This is a genomic window from Affinundibacterium nitidum, from assembly GCF_014284155.1.
GTDB lineage: Bacteria > Pseudomonadota > Gammaproteobacteria > Burkholderiales > Burkholderiaceae_D > Undibacterium > Undibacterium nitidum.
This window is the reverse complement of the sequence record NZ_JACOFZ010000018.1, coordinates 2,139-5,431: the sequence shown is the minus strand read 5'-3', so window position 1 is coordinate 5,431 and position 3,293 is coordinate 2,139. Positions and strand designations below refer to the sequence as shown.

At 48.7% G+C, this 3,293-nt stretch carries 1 rRNA gene; it reads right to left on the bottom strand.

What is annotated here, in order from left to right:
* Positions 1-48: 48 nt before the first annotated feature.
* Positions 49-2,922: ribosomal RNA gene (locus H8K36_RS18830) — 23S ribosomal RNA — on the bottom strand.
* Between the last annotated feature and the right edge of the window lie 371 nt (positions 2,923-3,293).

Below are 3,293 nucleotides of genomic sequence, written 5' to 3'. Positions count from 1 at the left end.
ACACTTTTGTAATACTTGTCGTAGTTATCTATAACTGACCAAAGTTATAGGGACAAGCCGTACGGGCAATTAGTACTGGTTAGCTTAATGCATTACTGCACTTCCACACCCAGCCTATCAACGTCCTGGTCTCGAACGACCCTTTAAGGAGATCTAGTCTCCGGGAAGTCTCATCTTAAGGCGAGTTTCCCGCTTAGATGCTTTCAGCGGTTATCTCTTCCGAACATAGCTACCCGGCAATGCCACTGGCGTGACAACCGGTACACCAGAGGTTCGTCCACTCCGGTCCTCTCGTACTAGGAGCAGCCCCCTTCAAACTTCCAACGCCCACGGCAGATAGGGACCAAACTGTCTCACGACGTTTTAAACCCAGCTCACGTACCACTTTAAATGGCGAACAGCCATACCCTTGGGACCGGCTACAGCCCCAGGATGTGATGAGCCGACATCGAGGTGCCAAACTCCCCCGTCGATATGAACTCTTGGGAGGAATCAGCCTGTTATCCCCAGAGTACCTTTTATCCGTTGAGCGATGGCCCTTCCATACAGAACCACCGGATCACTATGTCCTACTTTCGTACCTGCTCGACTTGTCAGTCTCGCAGTTAAGCACGCTTATGCCATTGCACTATTAGCACGATGTCCGACCGTACCTAGCGTACCTTCGAACTCCTCCGTTACACTTTGGGAGGAGACCGCCCCAGTCAAACTGCCTACCATGCACTGTCCCCGACCCGGATTACGGGACAAGGTTAGAACCTCAAACAAACCAGGGTGGTATTTCAAGGATGGCTCCACGAGAACTGGCGTCCCCGCTTCAAAGCCTCCCACCTATCCTACACAGATTGGTTCAAAGTCCAATGCAAAGCTACAGTAAAGGTTCATGGGGTCTTTCCGTCTAGCCGCGGGTAGATTGCATCATCACAAACATTTCAACTTCGCTGAGTCTCGGGAGGAGACAGTGTGGCCATCATTACTCCATTCGTGCAGGTCGGAACTTACCCGACAAGGAATTTCGCTACCTTAGGACCGTTATAGTTACGGCCGCCGTTTACTGGGACTTCAATCAAGAGCTTGCACCCCATCATTTAATCTTCCAGCACCGGGCAGGAGTCACACCCTATACGTCCACTTTCGTGTTTGCAGAGTGCTGTGTTTTTATTAAACAGTTGCAGCCACCAGTTTATTGCAACCCTTTCGTCCTTCCCCCGCAGGGGGGTCAAACTACAAGGGCGTACCTTATCCCGAAGTTACGGTACCAATTTGCCGAGTTCCTTCTCCCGAGTTCTCTCAAGCGCCTTAGAATACTCATCTCGCCCACCTGTGTCGGTTTGCGGTACGGTCTCGTATGACTGAAGCTTAGAGGCTTTTCTTGGAACCACTTCCGATTGCTTCGTGAATAAATTCACTCGTCTCAACCCCTTGAATTACGTGCCCGGATTTGCCTAAGCACCTTCTACAAGTCAAGAACAGGCTCTTCCAACCGCCTGACAACCTTCCGCGATCCGTCCCCCCATCGCATCATACGACGGTGCAGGAATATTAACCTGCTTCCCATCAGCTACGCATCTCTGCCTCGCCTTAGGGGCCGACTCACCCTGCTCCGATGAACGTTGAACAGGAAACCTTGGGCTTACGGCGTGGGAGCTTTTCACTCCCATTATCGCTACTCATGTCAGCATTCGCACTTCTGATACCTCCAGCATCCGTTACCAGACACCTTCGCAGGCTTACAGAACGCTCTCCTACCATATCAATAAATTGATATCCGCAGCTTCGGTGTATAGCTTAGCCCCGTTACATCTTCCGCGCAGGACGACTCGATCAGTGAGCTATTACGCTTTCTTTAAAGGGTGGCTGCTTCTAAGCCAACCTCCTGACTGTTTTAGCCTTCCCACTTCGTTTTCCACTTAGCTATACTTTGGGACCTTAGCTGGCGGTCTGGGTTGTTTCCCTCTTGACACCGGACGTTAGCACCCGATGTCTGTCTCCCAAGCTCGCACTCAACGGTATTCGGAGTTTGCAATGGTTTGGTAAGTCGCGATGACCCCCTAGCCATAACAGTGCTCTACCCCCGTTGGTGATACTTGAGGCACTACCTAAATAGTTTTCGGAGAGAACCAGCTATTTCCAGATTTGTTTAGCCTTTCACCCCTACCCACAGCTCATCCCCTAATTTTTCAACATTAGTGGGTTCGGACCTCCAGTACCTGTTACGGCACCTTCATCCTGGCCATGAGTAGATCATCTGGTTTCGGGTCTACACCCAGCGACTGTCGCCCTATTCGGACTCGATTTCTCTGCGCCTTCCCTATGCGGTTAAGCTCGCCACTGAATGTAAGTCGCTGACCCATTATACAAAAGGTACGCCGTCACGGAACAAGTCCGCTCCGACTGTTTGTATGCACACGGTTTCAGGTTCTATTTCACTCCCCTCCCGGGGTTCTTTTCGCCTTTCCCTCACGGTACTGGTTCACTATCGGTCGATATCGAGTATTTAGCCTTGGAGGATGGTCCCCCCATGTTCAGACAGGATTTCACGTGTCCCGCCCTACTTGTCGCATACTTAGTTCCACAAAGATAATTTCGTATAAGGGGCTATCACCCTCTATGGCCGGAGTTTCCAATCCGTTCTACTATTAAATCTGCTAAATCATGCAGGCTCTTCCCATTTCGCTCGCCACTACTTTGGGAATCTCGGTTGATTTCTTTTCCTGTAGCTACTTAGATGTTTCAGTTCGCCACGTTCGCTTTGCAACCCTATGTATTCAGGTTGCAATGACCTTACGGCCGGGTTTCCCCATTCGGAAATCTGCGGATCACAGTGTGTTTGCTCACTCCCCGCAGCTTATCGCAAGCTACTACGTCCTTCATCGCCTGATATCGCCAAGGCATCCACCATGTGCACTTAGTCACTTGTCCCTATAACTTTGATTTCTAGTGTCCGGTTCTAATCACTTAGTTCCAGGTTCATCACTAAAAACTAGTTATAGTTCTTTACTACTATATGAGTATTACTTTAGCGTTGCCGTATCTCAAGGAATTTGATTTTCTAAATTGCTGTCTTTCAACAGCGCTTTTCAAACTCTTTTTAATACATTGTTTGTTCGATACAATCACAACCCTTCCATAAATTCGTCAACGATTTCCATCATCAACTCCTCTACGAAATAATTTTGATTATTTCTACTTTACTTCTTCTCAATTGTTAAAGAACGATACTACTTAATTACTTTGCTTTCGTTTTGAAAGAACAAATCTCAACAGCGCACGCGCCACTCACATTTGTTATT